Raw genomic sequence first — 17,107 nt, forward strand, 5'->3', positions numbered from 1 at the left:
AAATTTTAATGACTAATTAATTCTTATCGGCAAAGACAGAACTTGAGTTGCCACACCACTTGGGGTTTCAACTTCGACAATGAAGGTACCCGCGTTAGGTTTTTCCTCACCCTTGATCGACACACTAAACTCACGCCCAGCATTATAATTGCTACTTGGCCATGTATATTCTGCACCACTAGCTATTGAACCTGCACTTGCTTTAAATCGAACGATGGTGCCAGCAGGCATTTGTTGGTTGTGTAAATCAGAGATGGTGAAGTAAACCGTTGCGGCATCCTTACCAATAATATCAATACTCTGGTCTTTACTTAGGCTATAGCTATCGTCAATAAGTACATCTGCTCTAGGTGTTGCATAAGCTGTACTTCCTGACATCACTATCACTAAACTGCCTCGAACATAGAGTGATTTGGGTTCAGATATTCCATCTGCACAACCAGCATGAGCAGGTACAGAACAAAGCACACCATTGTATTTACTGTCTTTGAGATCAAAAACACCGTTAGAGTTAAAATCGATTAACTCTTCTAGCTCTCCCCCCGCTTGGCCTCCAGACTGTTGAGGGTTGAAAAAACCGTCCTCATTATAGTCGTTAAAAGCATCATCTAAATCGAAAGGTTTACCGCTCACATCTTTTTGAGTTAAAAAGGCGCTAAATTCGGATGCATCAAAGCGGCCATTACCATTTAGGTCAGGGAAAGATTCCTCGCCAATCGCGGTAGCCGTTATGGTTGCTCTACCGCCGTATTTTTGGCCGTAAACGTTGCCTAAATTAGCTGCAAGTGTAGCAACAGGTGGACGAACTAATGCGCCAGTAGCGTCTATCAACGTTTGGCCTTCAGGTCTGGCAAGTTGACTGGTCCATACCACACTACAAGTCCCTTTTACCGTTTGACAAGCATCCTCAATCGCACCACCTTCAGTAGTGAATGAAACTGTAGTTCCATCTGGTACAGGGTTGTTAAATGCATCCGCTAAGCGAGCAGTCACTGTTACTTTAGTACCATCAACATCCCAACCTTCAGCATTCAAAGTCGATGCAGATAGTGAAAAACTATCTTGGTCAGGAATGCCTGTAGATACTATTAATTGACTAGATTGACTAGAGATAACTGGGGACGAACCTGCGACAACACCTGTAACACGAACAGAAGTAGCCACTGTACCGGTTTTAACGACAGTTTGGACAATCCCTTGGTTGTTAGTCGTTGCACTTACGGGATCTAGCTCGATACCACCAGTTGTAGTGTTAAGACTAAAGTTGACCAGCTGATTGCTCACAGGATTACTGTTAGTATCCAACACCTTGAACTTAACTTCAGAAGACTCTGCACCACCCGTACCTAAAATGGCAATGTTTTGTGGTGTTGCGGAAAGAAATACGATACTGCCAACATTGGCTGGTAACACATTGATTGAAGCAGTAGCAGAAAGGTTTAAACCACCAGCATTGGCCGTAACATTAATGGGATCGGGACCCAAACACCCCTTAGCTAAATAAGTGGTAGTAGCAACTCCATTCACAGAAGGAACAGGAGAACTAATCTCTGCTTCTGGAGAAGATTTAGTGGAACATGAAGAAGAGAATTTTACATCGACAGCTTGAGTAAATGGCTTACCTTGGTCATCCTGAATCACTACAGAAATTGTGGCTGTGCCACCTGCGGTTAAGTCTGTCACGCTGACACTTGCTTTACCAGCAACAAATGGATTGCCACTGCCCATTACAACATTAGTTGCACCCACCACGACCACAGCCGTACCTTTTTCACCACTGGCAAGCGAAGCAGTAATGGTTCCGGCACCTAAGGTATTACCAGCATAAATATCAACACTCGCTTTTCCTTGAGCATTGGTTACTGCAGTTTTTATAGGTAAATCACCAATATCATTATCAAAAGTCACAATCGTAGGTTTATTAATACCTGTCACTGTTGCGGTGAGTTTTCCAGGATTTAATGAGGTAATAGTTTGAATTGCGTTTCCGTTCGTGTCAGTGAGAGCAAGATTAACTTGCGCACCACCGCCAGCCTCACCACCATCGCCTTTCATAACAAAGCCAATTTTGCCAGATTCGCCTGTATCAATTTTTGCAGTCACTGTACCAGCACCTGCGATAGTTGCAGTATTTAATATAATGGTCGCAATACCTTCGCCATTAGTTAATGCTGTCGCTGTAGAAGGGTCAAATGATCCGATATTGGCGCTACTTAAACTAAATGTCACCAATTCACCAACTAACGCACCGGCTTTGGAGTCAACAACTTTCGCAGTTACTGTTGCGGGAGCTAAAGCGGAAATATCGGTATTGGAAATACCCATAGTGACAGTGATAACACCTGGGGTTGGGGGGGTGCCGGAGCCATCATCGGAGATACTGCCTCCGCCTCCACATGCAACCAAAAAAAGTGAACATAGTCCTGCGAGAAAAACCTTATACGCTGACTTCATTGTCAGGCTCCCTGTTATTCTAATGATAATACTAAGATTGACGCTTATAACTTATAGGCTAACATTACACAATTTTCACGTAACTTTTCCATTACTCTCTTATTTTATTTTGCATATTTTGAACTTAGTTTAACATTAGAACTCATTTAAACTTCTGCATTTTCTTGCTAGTCTTGTCGTCGCCAATATTAGAACGTATAAAAAACACACAGGAACCCCCATGGCAACCTCATCACAACATAAACTCGGCCTTACCAGTAAAATTTTAATCGGCATGGTTACGGGTATTGCAATTGGACTATTTCTACGTAATTACTTTCCGGATAGTGCATTTATTAAGGATTATATTACCAACGGCTTTTTACATGTTATCGGTACGATTTTCATCTCAAGTTTAAAAATGTTAGTCGTTCCACTGGTATTTATTTCCTTAGTCTGTGGGACATGTTCCTTAAGTGAACCCTCAAAATTAGGGCGATTAGGCGGCAAAACATTAGCCTTTTATTTATTCACAACCGCTATAGCCTTAGTACTAGCTATTATCAGTGCAGTGATAGTCCACCCGGGTAATGCTTCACTCGCGTCAGAGAAAATGCATTACGTTGCAAAAGAAGCGCCGAGTCTCGCTGATGTATTAATCAGCATAGTGCCGACCAATCCAATGCAAGCCATGAGCGAAGGCAATATGCTGCAAATCATTATTTTTGCAGTGATTTTCGGGTTTGCTATCGCTCATATTGGCGAGCGTGGTAAACGTATTGCTGTATTGTTTGAAGATTTAAACGAAGTGATTATGCGCGTAGTGACCCTGATTATGCAGCTTGCGCCTTACGGTGTTTTTGCTCTAATGAGTAAACTTGCCTTAACTCTCGGCGTAGAAACTTTCAGCAGCGTGGTTCAGTATTTCTTTGTCGTACTCGTCGTATTGCTTATTCACGCTTTTATTGTATATCCCATTTTACTCAAGGTGTTTTCAGGTTTAAGTCCGTTGATCTTTATTCGCAAAATGCGCGATGTACAGTTATTTGCCTTTTCCACCGCCAGCTCTAACGCTACCTTACCTATTACCATAGAAGCTTCAGAACACCGACTTGGTGTAGATAATAAAATCGCCTCTTTTACCCTGCCATTAGGTGCCACCATTAACATGGATGGTACGGCTATTATGCAAGGTGTCGCAACGGTATTTATCGCTCAAGTATTTGGCATTGAGTTAACCCTTACCGATTATGCGGCGGTGGTTGTAACCGCGACTCTGGCCTCGATTGGTACTGCAGGCGTTCCTGGTGTTGGCCTTATAATGCTCGCGATGGTGCTTAACCAAGTTGGCCTCCCCGTTGAAGGTATTGCGTTAATTATTGGTGTCGACCGACTACTGGATATGGTACGTACCGCAGTAAACGTCACTGGCGATTGTGTGGCCACAGTCGTGATCGCTAAATCAGAAGGCGAATTTAATGAAACCGTCTTTAATAATACTCAAGCTGGCAAAGTTGCCCCAAGCTTCGATGAGCAAGTCCATAAAATAGATTAAAAATATCCCTATAATTTATCGTTTATGTGATCATTCCAAGCCCAACATTGTTGGGCTTGTTTATTCTCCAATATCACTATTCTGTGAACAAGCAAATAGAATAGTCCTTTAAACATCGCTATATTAGCCTGCATCAATATTGGCGTTGGAGAAGATTATGTGGTGGAGAGTGAGTTGGATGATTGTCGCCTTTTGGCTGTTAAGCGCACATTTTTTACGGTATGACCAGCTTGTATTCACAAGCCTTTTTGCTATAGCACCTTTTTTCCTGCTTATTAAACAACCACTTGTGATTCGAATAGTTCAAGCCGCTTTGTTTATCAGTGTCATCACCGTTTGGGGAACCACTGCAATCGATGCTGTACAGATACGGCTCGCTCATGGAGAGCCTTGGTTAAGACTGGCGATCATCATGGGCAGCGTAATGCTATTTAGTTTAGGTGCAGTGTGGAGCGGCAACGGCATCTGGAATAAAGCGAAATAAAGGCAATAGCCATTAACAATACATTAAAGATAATGACTTCAAAGACAATGGATTAGTACTTATTTTCGCCACTAACGAACCTTGGTCAGCCGAGGTTAAGTTCCTTGTGGGTAAGATAAGACAATATTTGGCTCCCGCGTATAATTTGCGTACACTGAGTCCAGTCGACGTTAAGGCATGAGTATTATGAGAATTTTGGTTGTTGAAGATGATCTTATTTTATCCCATCATCTAAAAGTACAGTTAAGCGATTTGGGCAACCAAGTTCAAGTGGCCCTCACTGCCAAAGAAGGTTTTTTCCAAGCAACCAATTATCCCATAGATGTTGCCATTGTCGATTTAGGTTTGCCCGATCAAGATGGTATTAGTCTTATCCAACAATTACGTGAAGAAGGCGTTAAAGCCCCCATTCTTATCCTCACAGCGAGGGTGAATTGGCAAGATAAAGTTGAAGGCCTCAATGCGGGCGCTGACGATTATTTAGTTAAACCCTTCCAAAAAGAAGAACTTGTCGCAAGACTTGACGCCTTAGTCAGACGTAGCGCCGGCTTTGTCAAACCAGTCATTACCAGTGGTGAGTTAAAACTTGATCTTGCCGCTAAACAAGTAACGCTCGGCAATGACATTATGGAAGTCACCGCCTTCGAGTACCTTATCCTCGAATATTTAATGCGCCATTGTCATGAAGTCGTCGCAAAACAGCGGCTATTAGATGTCATTTATGGCGACAAAGAAGGCGATCCTAATACTATCGAAGTGATGGTGAGTCGCTTACGTAAAAAACTCACCCGCGATGGCATTGATAATCCGATAGCCACAATCCGTGGCCAAGGATATAAATTCAATCTGCCATGCAACTAAGGCTCAAATTCAAGAAACGTCTGCTTACCCGGATGTTTCTCACCTCGTTATCTATCATCACCTTAGTAGGGTTTGGCCTCGCTTGGATGGTCAACATTCTGCATGCGCAAAATAGTTATAACGAAGAAACCGCCCAGCTTATCGCCGAAATCCCCCAAGTGGCCGCCGAACTTAGAGAACATGATCTTATTCCTGATACCAGTGCTTGGTTAGAGGAAAACAACAAGCAAGAGCGGTATGTAATCGCAAGTTGTGATGAGAAGTTTAAACAAGTATGGACCTCATCCCTCGCTGTTGACCGTGGCCTCTTCGATACCTGCGAACGTTTCAACGAAATCCGTAACGACTCTCCGCCCTATTACCTCACCATGGCCGATGACAGAGGTTACTTTGTGTATTTGCTCGCGGTAGAAATCGCTGGCGTACATTACAACCTGCTTGTAATGAAAGATGCAGCCAAGCTCGAGCAGGAATACAGCAAATTCAGTAAACGCACCTATATCCGTCTGGCCATGGTGCTCGCTCTCGCACTGATTCTGCTGGTCAGTGCGGCATATTGGGGGATGCGTCCACTCGTAAGGATGCAAAACGAGTTGCAGTCGATAAACCAAGGTAAGACTAAGTCACTTTCAGAAGGTTACCCCGTTGAGCTTGAAGGCGTAACTCAAGCGCTTAACCAACTATTACAGCAATCGAGCGCCCAACAACAACGCTATCAAAACGCGATGAACGATCTGGCGCACAGCTTAAAAACTCGTCTTGCCGCCGTTCACGCCATTACCGATGATACAAGTCTGACAAAGCAATCTGCCAATGAAAAAATCATGGAGCAGATCAGCCAAATGGATCAGCTGGTTAAATATCAACTAAAACGCGCCATGTTAGGTCGCCAGGGATTAAAGCAGGAACACACCGCGATTGCCCCACTTGTTGAGCAACTCGCACAAATGCTATTTAAAATTTACCGTGACAAACAGGTGAAATTTAAGGCCAACATCCCGACTAATTTATTGTTTCCCGGTAATAAAGGCGATTTAATGGAACTCTGCGGTAACTTAATGGAAAACGCCTTCAGGCTATGTATTAGCCAAGTACAGGTAACAGCACATTTTAATCAGCAGGGTGATTTTGAATTGATCGTCGAAGATGATGGCCCAGGCGTAGAAGAACAATTTAGGCAAAAAATTATTCAGCGCGGCGTAAGAGCCGACAGCCAATCGCCAGGACAAGGGATTGGCTTAGCCGTATGTGATGAAATTGTCAGTAGCTATGGCGGAAGTCTAAGTATTGAAGAAAGCCATCTTGAAGGCGCGCGATTCAGAATTACCATCCCAACCTAACTATCCTATGCATAAACAGCATAAAGCTGCTCGGCGCGATTAAACATCACCCAAGAGGTGGCAATGTACTTATCATTACTGATAGGCATATTGCCACGATGGGAATGAGTAAAACCTGCTGGCGCAATCACCATTGTGCCTTTTTTAGGTGCGATTTTACGCTGCTGATAATAAAACTCGGTCTCGCCGCCCTCTTCTACATCATTTAAATAAAACATGTAAAGCACCACACGGTGTAAGGCCTCGTTGTGGTTAAGCTGAGGAAATTGCTCTGAATGCCAGTGGGGATATCCACCTTTATTCTTTTGATATTTCTGAATATTAATACTACCACTGCGGTATAAATATTTGACCAATGCTTCGGCTCTCGGCTTACCAAGACGCTCAAAATTCGTTGGCGTTAGAGTCACAGCTTGACCTTGTTCATCACTAACAGAAACCGCCACAGCCCCCATCAACGCCATCGAATATTGAGTAAAATAATCAGCGGTCCCCTTAAGGGTATAAGATAACAACTCATTCTTAAGTGGCTGTAAATCTATGAAATTATCTAGTGTAAGATCTCGACTGATCTTTTTTTCAAGATCTACCCCATTACCGGTTTGCCCATCAACCACACCTGAGTGGTTTTCGAACGCAAGAATGAGACGATCACATAGGTCTTCAGGTATCGCATTAGGGTATACTTCGATAAAATCCATATAGGCTCAATGCTTCGGTTATTTTCCAATCTTACTATGCTGACATGTTAGTTAAGTAATTGTAAAGCTGCACCATTGATATAAAATAACGCCATTGGCTTCACGATAACAAAAATATGAAAAAAAGCTGTAAAGTATCAATTTATCAATTACAAGTGGGTAATTTTGTGCGGTTACCCGTTGCTTGGAAAGATCATCCTTTTTTATTCAGTAGCTTTCACATAAAACAGGCTGCGCAAATTGAATTAATTAAAAATCTCGGTATTGAACACGTAATTGTCGATTTAGAGCGCAGTGAAACCGCACCGTTAAATCCTGAGGCCATTAATCCTATCAAGCTGCCACCGAGTCCTGAACTGCACGATCTTAAAAATGATATGGATGTCTATAAGGCTGAGCAAATCGAAGTCCAGAAAAAACTACGCCGAGATATTCATAAAACGGAACAAAACTTCACCCGTTCAGTGGCCATGATGCGCAGTATGATTTCTAAACTACGCAATCGGCCATTGAATGCCGTTGATGATGCTAAGGTGTTAGTCCACAGTATGGTGGAACAGCTGTTAACTTCCGATAATCTAGTACTGCACTTAATGAGTGACGCCAAACCGGATGAGAGTATTTACTACCATTCGTTAAACGTTGCCATACTGGCCATGCTGATTGCCAAAGAGATGGAATGGGATCGAAGTGAAATTGAATTAATCGGTTTAAGTGCGCTATTTCATGATGTGGGTAAACTCAAAGTGCCACCGCAGATTTTGAAAAAGACCACACCTTGGTCTGCGCCTGAGCTTAATTTTATTAAGCAACATCCCCTTCTTGGGATTGATTTACTCAAACTGGCTGAGAATTTCCCTGAGGCTGCCTTCCCTGCTATCACCAATCACCATGAGTTTCTTGATGGCACAGGTTACCCCAAGGGATTGCAGGAAACGGATCTTGATAAGATGTCCCAGCTATTAGCAGTAGTGAATGAATATGACTCCCTGTGCTACCCAGGTAATCAGGGTAAAGCTCGTATGCCATACGCCGCGTTGGGACACTTGTATAAACAATATAAAACAAAATTAAATCAGGAATATATTGGCAAAATGATCAAGATGCTTGGCATTTATCCCCCGGGAAGTGTGGTGGAATTGTCAAGCGGCCAATATGCGATGGTGATGTCGGTCAATCTGCAAAAGCTACTTTGCCCTAAAATCCTCGTTTACGATGCATTAGTGCCAAAAGATCAAGCGCCTATCGTTGATCTTGAAATCGAAGGGATCAGTATCGTCCGCTGCCTTCCTCCCGCGGCACTACCTGAAAAAGTTCACGAATATCTCAACCCTCGAGAACGCGTCAGTTATTACTTTGGTGGCGATAGCCGCAAATAATCCCCATAAAAAAGCCGGAGAAACTCCGGCTTTTTGCGAATACTTTGCGATTAAATCAAATTGGCCAATTACAGCCAATGCTTACGCTTAAAGAAAAAGTAAGTCCCCGCAGCGCTCGCAAGCATCATTAGAATCGCCATCGGATAACCATATTGCCATTCTAGCTCTGGCATACCATTAAAGTTCATTCCGTAGCTACTCGCGATCAGTGTCGGAGGCAGAAAGACAACGGCAGCGACCGAGAAAATTTTGATGATCTTATTCTGCTGTAATCCACTAAAACCCATCGCAGCATCCAGCAAGAAGTTTAACTTGTCGAAGATAAACTGGCTGTGTGGCATTAAAGACTCAATGTCCGAGAGCATTTCACGTAAGTCTTTTAAGTGTTCATCGGATAATTGCCCGCGGTAATATCGCTGCATATAACGTAGTGAGCGCTGGGTATCGAGCAAACTTAAGCGAATCTTACCGTTAGAGTCTTCTTGCAATGTGATCAGCTTAAACACATCATCAAGCTCTTCACTGTCAAAAACCTGCTCACCGACATTTTCAAGCACGGTATACACGTCTTCGATCAAATCAGAGAGATAATCCACTTTTAAATTAAATAGTTCGAGAAACAATTCCTGAGGGGTTGATACTTCTAGCCGACCTAACCGCAGATAGTTTCGTAATAGGCGGATAAGTCCGACATCCTCTTCGCGGATAGTCAGTAGAAAATTAGTACGCAGGTTAAAGGAAACGTTCACCCCACGCACATCTTGCCCCACCCGTTGTGGGAATAAGGAATTGATATGCAGCCCGTCGCTGTTTTGATAAAAACGTGCCGACGCCTCAATCTCGTTGATATCTTCTTCGTCTGGCACTTCTTCAACTGAAAAATGACTTAACCACTCTCGCTCTGCATCATCAGGTTTATAAAGATCCAACCATATGGTCGACGCCGGAATACTGTCCTGAGTGTTAATCTCTGTCACCGTCAACTGACGGTTTTTATAGACGTAGGCAGTAATCATGTGTCCTCCTGAAAAAAACTTAAGCTAAAAAGTCCACTTAAGTGCAGGCTAAAAAATTGTCGCTAGTTTAACGCATAACTTCGCAATGAAAAGGCGGGAGAGATAAATTCGTAAAATAAATATGCCTTAGTCTTCGAGGATCTCTAGTCGCTCAGCATTTGAAAAACGAATATGTACCCCCTCAACAGTGACCATCTTTGCTTCTGAGATATCGCCTTTACGGGCATGATAAACACCGAAACTGTCACCCGATGGGGATACAATTGTCACGGTCACCACTTTATGCTGATCGTGCCAATACCACACACTGTAGCTTAAAACACAAAGCCCCAGCAGTAAAAATACCCCACTGATAGCGTAGCGCCGCAATAGACTCGGTAACACAGGCGTATTTTGTAATGACGCTTGAACCACACCAGGCTTACGTTTAGCGAGCAGCAAAATCGCCATAATGATGACGGCGAGGGTGAGCAGCAGTTTTGTTAACAAGGTACACTCCAGAGGAACTAACTCGCAGTAGTATAATCGACAAATAAAAGGGAAACTGTCATTAAGATCAAGCTTATGAAACTCTTACTCAGGGGCTTGGACATTAATTTTGAATCGAAGATAACACCAAAAGATGACAAACAAAGCAAAGTTAACAATCCTCAAATTGTTTTGCCATCCTGCGAATTTGAGTTAACGGCACACCGTGACGATTACGTTCAGCACACAGTTTTTGATGAACAGGATCTGATGGATCACCAACAAGTATAATTCGCACTTGATAGCCAAGGGCTTTGGCTGCGGCCTCGTAAGCCATGTACTCCCAGCGGCAGAGATTAGTATTATCACAAATCACCACAGGCTGGGCATTGCTGAGTGCTTGAATAAATGCAGTTAAATTACGTTGATGGTATTCGGAAAGTTTTTTCGCATCGAATCGATACACCTCTCCCTCGTAGAAAAAACTGTCGGTCGAGAAAATACCACCTTGACGGACGCGCAGCGCATATTCTAACGGCAGATTAGCGACAAACTGTTCAACCCAATAGGATTTACCGCAGCCCGGCAAGCCACGCATGATAATCGCCAGTTTTTGCGCCATGGGCTCGTTGCTCATTCTTTTAAATCAGACTCGGCTAAATCGGAGCCAATCACTTTGCCTGCGAGTATAGTATCGACTAATTTAGGCACCAACTCCCCTGCCTTACCGGTTAAATGATATTGAAACTGGCTGTGTCTATCGGGCGATTGTAAATTAACCTCGACAGTTTGCGCCCCATGATGATTGGCCGTGTCAACAAAACCCGCTGCGGGATATACCGTGCCCGAGGTACCAATGGCGATAAATAAATCACAATTATCGAGCGCATCGTGAATTCTATCCATGCCTAACGGCATTTCACCAAACCACACCACATGGGGACGTAACCTTTGTGCAGGAATACAACACGTACAACAGTTGTTTACCCCAAAGGGTTCTCTTAATAAAAAGGTCTGACGGGAGCGAGGACAGCGGCCTTTAGATAATTCCCCATGCATATGCAGTAAGCGACGCGATCCAGCCCGCTCATGTAAATTATCAATATTTTGGGTGACAACCAATAACTGTCCAGAAAACTCAGCCTCTAACTTGGCTAACGCTTCATGAGCCGCATTAGGCATCACAGTACCACTGTGTAACTGCTCCCAACGGCTGTTATAGAAACGTTCAACAAGCTCGGCATCTCGGGCATAACCTTCGGGGGTGGCTACATCTTCAATATGATGCTCCTCCCACAATCCATCTTGATCGCGAAAGGTTCGTAATCCCGACTCGGCAGAAATACCCGCGCCAGTTAATACCACAATATGTTTGTACATACTGTTTCCTTTTATTGTAATTATTCTATTTATTGTCCCGAATTTTTCGCATCCTGAACATTATTCCTTGGTATAACCTTACAAAAACTATGCTTGAATTGCCGCAATTTATTGCGATTTCACGCTCAGTAACACAATTTATCTGCATATAGCCCCATAAAGCTAGAACAAAGGTTTAAGTTTTTAATTTGAGCCTCTATAATGGCAATCACTATCCACGGATGAACCTATTGGTTCTGCAATCAAGAGATTAGCAATGACAGATGGAAATCAAGCGCTAAAAAAAGCCGGTTTGAAAATCACCCTGCCACGAGTCAAGATCCTAGAACTGATGCAAGGACCTGAAAACCAACATATCAGTGCAGAAGACTTATATAAGAAACTGCTCGATTTAGGCGAAGAAATTGGTCTAGCGACAGTTTACCGTGTATTAAACCAGTTTGATGATGCCGGCATAGTCAGTCGTCACCACTTTGAAAGTGGTAAAGCCGTGTTCGAGTTATCGACTCAGCATCACCACGATCACTTAGTTTGCCTGTCTTGCGGTAAAGTAATTGAATTTTCAGATGAAGTGATCGAACGTCGTCAAGAAGAATTGGCCAGTAAACATAATATTAAGCTGACAAACCACAGTTTATATTTGTACGGCCATTGCACAAATGACACCTGTGATCATAACGACGAATAAGTTCGCTCGAAGGCATATTTCAATCGTGTCTTAGCTGTAAGCTATATCATAAAAAAACCAGCCATCGGCTGGTTTTTTATTAAAATACAAATGGTTAGTTATAAAGTTTTGGCGTAGACGTTGACTTTATACCCCATAAACTCGCTAGGTTCACGCCAATGCATTCCTATGCGTTTAGCCACTGCTTCAGAACCTAAATTCCCCTCTAAGATCAAAGCGATGATTTGCGTAATGCCAAACTGCGGGAACACGCTGATTGCTGCTTGAGCAGCTTCGGTACCGATGCCTTTGCCCCAATATTCAGGAAAATAACGATAGCCAATTTCGACTTCGTTAAACTCAGGAATAAATTTTGGCCCACAAAAACCAATCACCTTGCTATCAGCCTTATGCTCAACAGCCCAGCGGCCAAATCCCCGTTGTTGATAATCCTGAAGGATCACATTGTGGAACAGTTCACGAGCTTGCTCACGCTCAGTAAAAGGCTCGGTTGGAATGTATTTCAACATCGCAGAGTTACTGTTCATCAAATAGAGGGCATCGATATCCTGTTCGGTAAAGGGTCTAAGAATTAAACGCTCTGTCTGTATAATCATATTGGCTTCCTTCATATTGCCCTCTATATACTCACTCATGTCCAGCTTAGCAACTAACGATGAAAATCACCGCTACGCTCTGGCTGATAAACAATTTCTTCAATACGGACTTTTACCATTGAGCCCCCTGGGCCTGGCCACTCGATTTCATCACCTTGTGATAAGCCCAATAAGGCACTGCCTACGGGAGCAAGGATGGAAATGGTGCCCTCACCCGTCGCATCCTTAGGATAAACTAAACGCAAACAAAAAGTGTCGTTACTGGATGACACACTAAATTTCACTTCAGAATTCATCGTCACCACATTAGCGGGCATCTGCGCTGCGGGCACAATGTCTGCTCGGTCGAGTTCCGCCTCCAATGCTGCACGTCCCGGAAATGCATTCGCAGGTAATGACTCCAGCAGACGCTCGAGTCTTTCTAAATCGATTTCAGAAATAATAATCTTTGGCGTTTTCACAGTCTTTCCCTCATGTAAATAGATGCCCCTTAGGGTTAGCCATCTGCTCTGGGCTTATCCTCCCCCAATGGGATAAGCCAATAAAAAATACGCTCGCAGCTTAATGCCGCAATCGTGTGATAATTAAGTACAAGATTTATAGCTGAACAGCCATGGTGCCATAAGCGTAAGGCTTAGGGTTGTGGCTCTACGGATACATTTGCACGTCAATCAGATTATGACGCCCAGTAGAGAACCCCAATCTAACCCTTTGCCAACTAAAATGCTAGCCTGCATGGTGTTAGCTTTGTCCATTCTCACACTTCCACCAGAGTACTGGCTAACAGATGCACAATAAAAAAGGCGCCTTAGGCGCCTTTTCGTGTGTTAACGGTTAGATTACCAACCGGTTTTAGCACGCAGCGCTTTGCCGATATCCGCTAACGAGCGGACAGTGGTCACGCCCGCTGCTTCTAATGCAGCAAATTTGTCAGCAGCAGTACCTTTACCGCCGGCGATAATCGCACCCGCGTGACCCATACGCTTACCCGCAGGAGCAGTAACACCCGCGATGTAAGAAACAACTGGTTTAGTCACGTTAGCTTTGATATAAGCTGCCGCTTCTTCTTCAGCAGTACCACCGATTTCACCAATCATCACGATGGCTTCAGTCTGTGGATCGTTTTGGAACATTTCCAATACGTCGATGAAGTTAGTGCCTGGGATTGGGTCACCACCAATACCTACGCAAGTAGATTGGCCGAAACCTTCGTCAGTGGTTTGCTTAACCGCTTCATAGGTCAGCGTACCAGAACGAGAAACGATACCCACTTTACCTTTTAAGTGGATGTGACCTGGCATAATACCAATCTTACATTCACCTGGGGTGATAACACCTGGGCAGTTTGGACCGATCATGCGAACGCCAGTTTCTTCTAGCTTCACTTTCACTTCCAGCATATCCAGTGTTGGGATACCTTCAGTGATACAAACGATAAGCTCAATACCACCGTCGATAGCTTCGAGGATAGCGTCTTTACAGAAAGGCGCTGGAACGTAGATAACAGAAGCCGTTGCACCAGTCGCAGCCACAGCGTCTTTCACAGTGTTGAACACTGGCAGACCTAAGTGCTCGCTGCCGCCTTTACCTGGAGATACACCACCCACCATTTGCGTACCGTAATCGATAGCTTGTTGAGAGTGGAAAGTACCTTGACCACCGGTAAAGCCTTGGCAAATTACCTTGGTATCTTTGTTAATTAATACAGACATTATTTGCCCTCCGCAGCTTTAACTACTTGCTCAGCCGCATCAGTCAGACTGTTAGCTGCAATGATATCAAGACCTGATTTAGCTAATACTTCACGGCCTAATTCAGCGTTAGTACCTTCTAAACGCACGACAACTGGCACTTTAACGCCAACTTCTTTAACAGCGCCAATGATACCTTCTGCGATCATGTCACAACGAACAATACCACCGAAGATGTTAACCAGAACGGCTTTTACATTGCTGTCAGACAGAATGATCTTGAATGCTTCAGCAACACGTTCTTTCGTCGCGCCACCACCTACGTCGAGGAAGTTAGCTGGCTTGCCGCCGTGCAGGTTAACGATGTCCATAGTACCCATCGCCAGACCAGCACCGTTCACCATACAACCTACGTTTCCGTCCAGCGCAACATAGTTCAGTTCGAACATTGCTGCGTGAGCTTCACGGGCGTCATCCTGTGATGGATCGTGCATTGCTTTGATTTTTGGTTGACGGAACAGTGCGTTGCCATCAATACCAATTTTGCCGTCTAAGCAGTGCAGGTTACCTTCAGTGGTGATAACCAGTGGGTTGATTTCAAGCAGTGCGAAATCGTGATCAACGAACATCGTTGCCAGACCCATGAAAATCTTGGTGAATTGCTTCATTTGAGTTGGGTTTAAGCCCAGTTTGAAGCCAAGATCACGCGCTTGGTATGGCTGAGGACCCGTCAGGGGATCGATGATCGCTTTGTGAATGAGTTCTGGCGTTTCTTCGGCCACTTTCTCAATCTCAACACCGCCTTCAGTTGAGGCCATAAACACCACACGACGGGTGCTACGGTCAACTACTGCACCTAAGTACAGTTCGTTAGCGATGTCGGTGCAGCTTTCTACTAAAATTTTAGCAACTGGCTGACCTTTCTCATCTGTTTGATAAGTCACCAGATTTTTGCCTAACCAGTGTTCGGCAAAGGCTCTGATTTCTTCTTTATCGCCAGTGACTTTAACGCCACCCGCTTTACCGCGGCCGCCTGCGTGTACTTGACACTTAACAACCCATAAATTTCCGCCAATACGGCCAGCTGCTTCTACAGCTTCTTGGGCTGTATCACAAGCAAAACCTTCTGACACTGGTAAACCATATTCGGCAAATAAGGATTTTGCCTGATACTCATGCAAATTCATGATGATCTATCCGTATACTTCTAATCAAATCCAACTGGCCCGTTTGGACCAGTCACGAGGGTATGTCTTACTTTTGTCTTTAATAAACTCTTTAAACTGAATCGTTTATTGAGTTGAATTACAGATCAAGCAGCAGACGAGTTGGGTCTTCCAAGAAGTCTTTAATGGCGACTAAGAAGCCAACTGACTCACGGCCATCAATAATACGATGGTCATATGAGAGAGCTAGGTACATCATGGGCAGGATTTCAACCTGACCATTGACTGCCATTGGGCGATCTTTAATGGCGTGCATGCCTAAAATTGCGCTTTGTGGCAGGTTTAAAATTGGGGTAGACATTAACGAGCCAAATACACCACCGTTAGTCACAGTGAAGTTACCGCCAGTCATATCTGCCACAGTCAGCTTGCCATCACGGCCTTTAATCGCCAGATCGCGTACTGCTTTTTCGATATCAGCCAAGCTCATGGTATCGGTGTCACGCAGCACTGGTGTTACCAGACCACGCGGCGTAGATACTGCGATGCTCACATCAAAATAGTTGTGATAAACGATGTCGTCACCGTCGATTGACGCGTTCACTTCAGGGAAGCGTTTCAAGGCTTCAGTTACCGCTTTCACGTAGAAAGACATGAAACCTAAACGGATACCGTGGCGCTTTTCAAAGATATCTTGATACTGCTTACGGATATCCATGATGGGCTTCATGTTCACTTCGTTGAAGGTCGTGAGCATTGCGGTAGAGTTTTTCGCTTCTAATAAACGGTTAGCGATAGTCTTACGTAAACGTGTCATTGGTACACGTTTCTCGCTGCGACCCGCCGCTAAAGGTTGTACCGCAGGAGCCGCAGGTGCTACAGCCGCTTTAGGTGCAGACTTGATAAAGGCTTCAACGTCTTCTTTAGTGATACGTCCACCCACACCAGTGCCCTTCACTTTGCTAGCATCAACATTGTGTTCAGCCAGTAAACGGCGTACTGATGGGCTTAACGCATCGTTAGACTCTTCTGTCGCAGCAGCAGGTGCAGCAGCTTCAGCTTGCGCTTTAGTCACTTCTTGTCCAGAAACCGCACCAGCAATAAACTTAGCAATCACTTGCTCGCCCAGAACGGTGTCGCCTTCGTGGAATAGAAATTCACCAATATGACCATCTTCTGGTGCAACCACTTCTAGCACCACTTTGTCAGTTTCAATATCAACCAGATTTTGATCACGAGAAACTTGTTCACCCACTTTTACGTGCCAAGTGGCGATAGTTGCGTCGGCAACAGATTCTGGCAGTACGGGTACCTTGATTTCGATACTCATGAAAAACGATCCTTTTTAT

General features: G+C 44.2%; 17 protein-coding genes. 6 read left to right on the forward strand and 11 right to left on the reverse strand.

What is annotated here, in order from left to right; all coding sequences use genetic code 11:
* Nucleotides 1-12: 12 nt before the first annotated feature.
* Nucleotides 13-2,454: a hypothetical protein gene (locus tag JM642_RS11925; RefSeq protein WP_047536594.1), complete on the reverse strand. Its 2,442-nt coding sequence runs from the start codon at nucleotides 2,452-2,454 to the stop codon at nucleotides 13-15.
* A gap of 220 nt (nucleotides 2,455-2,674) precedes the next feature.
* On the opposite strand from JM642_RS11925, the gene JM642_RS11930 reads away from it, so the two are divergent.
* The 4 genes from JM642_RS11930 (at nucleotide 2,675) to JM642_RS11945 (ending at nucleotide 6,673) form a co-directional block, all read left to right on the forward strand.
* A complete protein-coding gene (locus JM642_RS11930) occupies nucleotides 2,675-3,988 on the forward strand; it encodes a dicarboxylate/amino acid:cation symporter (RefSeq protein ID WP_203431864.1) in 1,314 nt (437 codons plus the stop codon).
* 157 nt (nucleotides 3,989-4,145) lie between these two features.
* Nucleotides 4,146-4,472, forward strand: coding sequence for a hypothetical protein (locus tag JM642_RS11935; protein ID WP_037417429.1), 327 nt, complete (start codon nucleotides 4,146-4,148; stop codon nucleotides 4,470-4,472).
* Nucleotides 4,473-4,658: 186 nt separating this feature from the next.
* The gene (locus JM642_RS11940; RefSeq protein ID WP_011072043.1) at nucleotides 4,659-5,333 is read left to right on the forward strand and encodes a response regulator; all 675 of its coding nucleotides are present in this window, start codon (nucleotides 4,659-4,661) and stop codon (nucleotides 5,331-5,333) included.
* Nucleotides 5,324-6,673 (forward strand): sensor histidine kinase, encoded by a 1,350-nt coding sequence (locus JM642_RS11945; protein ID WP_037417434.1) that lies wholly within the window; start codon nucleotides 5,324-5,326, stop codon nucleotides 6,671-6,673. Before JM642_RS11940 ends, JM642_RS11945 begins: the two co-directional genes overlap by 10 nt.
* A 5-nt stretch (nucleotides 6,674-6,678) precedes the next feature.
* Here JM642_RS11945 and JM642_RS11950 read toward each other — a convergent pair whose 3' ends face one another.
* Entirely contained in the window at nucleotides 6,679-7,374 is a 696-nt protein-coding gene (locus JM642_RS11950; protein ID WP_037417437.1) for a 2OG-Fe(II) oxygenase, read from the reverse strand.
* Between the two features lie 116 nt (nucleotides 7,375-7,490).
* Between JM642_RS11950 and JM642_RS11955 the strand changes: the two genes are divergently transcribed.
* Nucleotides 7,491-8,753: a DUF3391 domain-containing protein gene (locus JM642_RS11955; RefSeq protein WP_203431865.1), complete on the forward strand. Its 1,263-nt coding sequence runs from the start codon at nucleotides 7,491-7,493 to the stop codon at nucleotides 8,751-8,753.
* A 68-nt stretch (nucleotides 8,754-8,821) separates the two neighbouring features.
* On the opposite strand, the gene corA is transcribed toward JM642_RS11955, so the two are convergent.
* The 4 genes from corA to cobB form a co-directional block, all read right to left on the reverse strand.
* The gene (corA, locus tag JM642_RS11960; protein WP_037417441.1) at nucleotides 8,822-9,769 is read right to left on the reverse strand and encodes a magnesium/cobalt transporter CorA; all 948 of its coding nucleotides are present in this window, start codon (nucleotides 9,767-9,769) and stop codon (nucleotides 8,822-8,824) included.
* Nucleotides 9,770-9,895: 126 nt separating this feature from the next.
* Nucleotides 9,896-10,258 carry a hypothetical protein gene (locus JM642_RS11965; protein WP_169546773.1) on the reverse strand — a complete coding sequence of 121 codons (363 nt, stop codon included), beginning with the start codon at nucleotides 10,256-10,258 and terminating at the stop codon, nucleotides 9,896-9,898.
* A gap of 151 nt (nucleotides 10,259-10,409) precedes the next feature.
* Nucleotides 10,410-10,859, reverse strand: coding sequence for an ATP-binding protein (locus JM642_RS11970; protein WP_203431866.1), 450 nt, complete (start codon nucleotides 10,857-10,859; stop codon nucleotides 10,410-10,412).
* 11 nt (nucleotides 10,860-10,870) lie between these two features.
* Nucleotides 10,871-11,617, reverse strand: coding sequence for a Sir2 family NAD+-dependent deacetylase (gene cobB / locus JM642_RS11975; protein ID WP_037417445.1), 747 nt, complete (start codon nucleotides 11,615-11,617; stop codon nucleotides 10,871-10,873).
* 256 nt (nucleotides 11,618-11,873) lie between these two features.
* Between cobB and fur the strand changes: the two genes are divergently transcribed.
* Entirely contained in the window at nucleotides 11,874-12,305 is a 432-nt protein-coding gene (fur, locus tag JM642_RS11980) for a ferric iron uptake transcriptional regulator (RefSeq protein WP_037417447.1), read from the forward strand.
* 98 nt (nucleotides 12,306-12,403) lie between these two features.
* Here fur and JM642_RS11985 read toward each other — a convergent pair whose 3' ends face one another.
* The 5 genes from JM642_RS11985 to odhB all read right to left on the reverse strand — a co-directional run bounded on the left by JM642_RS11985 (nucleotide 12,404) and on the right by odhB (nucleotide 17,088).
* A complete protein-coding gene (locus tag JM642_RS11985; protein WP_037417581.1) occupies nucleotides 12,404-12,901 on the reverse strand; it encodes a GNAT family N-acetyltransferase in 498 nt (165 codons plus the stop codon).
* A gap of 53 nt (nucleotides 12,902-12,954) precedes the next feature.
* Complete coding sequence (rnk, locus tag JM642_RS11990; RefSeq protein WP_037417450.1) at nucleotides 12,955-13,362, reverse strand: nucleoside diphosphate kinase regulator; 408 nt, start codon at nucleotides 13,360-13,362, stop codon at nucleotides 12,955-12,957.
* A gap of 378 nt (nucleotides 13,363-13,740) precedes the next feature.
* On the reverse strand, nucleotides 13,741-14,613 hold the full coding sequence (sucD, locus tag JM642_RS11995) for a succinate--CoA ligase subunit alpha (RefSeq protein WP_037417452.1): 873 nt from the start codon (nucleotides 14,611-14,613) through the stop codon (nucleotides 13,741-13,743).
* Nucleotides 14,613-15,779, reverse strand: a complete 1,167-nt coding sequence (gene sucC, locus JM642_RS12000) for an ADP-forming succinate--CoA ligase subunit beta (protein ID WP_037417455.1) — start codon at nucleotides 15,777-15,779, stop codon at nucleotides 14,613-14,615. The genes sucD and sucC overlap by 1 nt, the downstream gene beginning before the upstream one ends.
* A gap of 118 nt (nucleotides 15,780-15,897) precedes the next feature.
* Nucleotides 15,898-17,088 (reverse strand): 2-oxoglutarate dehydrogenase complex dihydrolipoyllysine-residue succinyltransferase, encoded by a 1,191-nt coding sequence (gene odhB / locus JM642_RS12005; RefSeq protein ID WP_037425611.1) that lies wholly within the window; start codon nucleotides 17,086-17,088, stop codon nucleotides 15,898-15,900.
* Between the last annotated feature and the right edge of the window lie 19 nt (nucleotides 17,089-17,107).

This window comes from Shewanella sp. LZH-2 (assembly GCF_016859145.1).
Classification (GTDB): domain Bacteria; phylum Pseudomonadota; class Gammaproteobacteria; order Enterobacterales; family Shewanellaceae; genus Shewanella; species Shewanella xiamenensis.